The 235-nt window shown below is 63.8% G+C and carries 1 pseudogene; it reads right to left on the bottom strand.

Features of this window, described 5'->3' with window-relative positions:
- A pseudogene (locus tag AC0I8G_RS26210) lies at positions 1–235 on the bottom strand (hypothetical protein); the annotation flags it as partial.

Below are 235 nucleotides of genomic sequence, written 5' to 3'. Positions count from 1 at the left end.
GTGACCTTCTCGTCGATCAGTTCGAGGGAGTCGACGATCTCGTTCATCTGCTGCTGCATCGCGTACTGCGACATGACTGCCCCGACCCCCGCCAGGACTGCGGGGTTGGTGAGGATCGTTCCCGGTCTCGTGACGATCTGGAGGATGTGCTGGGTGCTTCCCTGGTCGTTCACGGCGATGGCCCGCGAGACGCCCTTGCCGGACCCCTTCATCAGCTGCGAGTGCTCGTAGGCCC

The organism is Kineococcus sp. AC630, from assembly GCF_979255925.1.
Note: the sequence above shows the minus strand (reverse complement) of the source record. Positions and strands in the feature narration are given on the sequence as shown.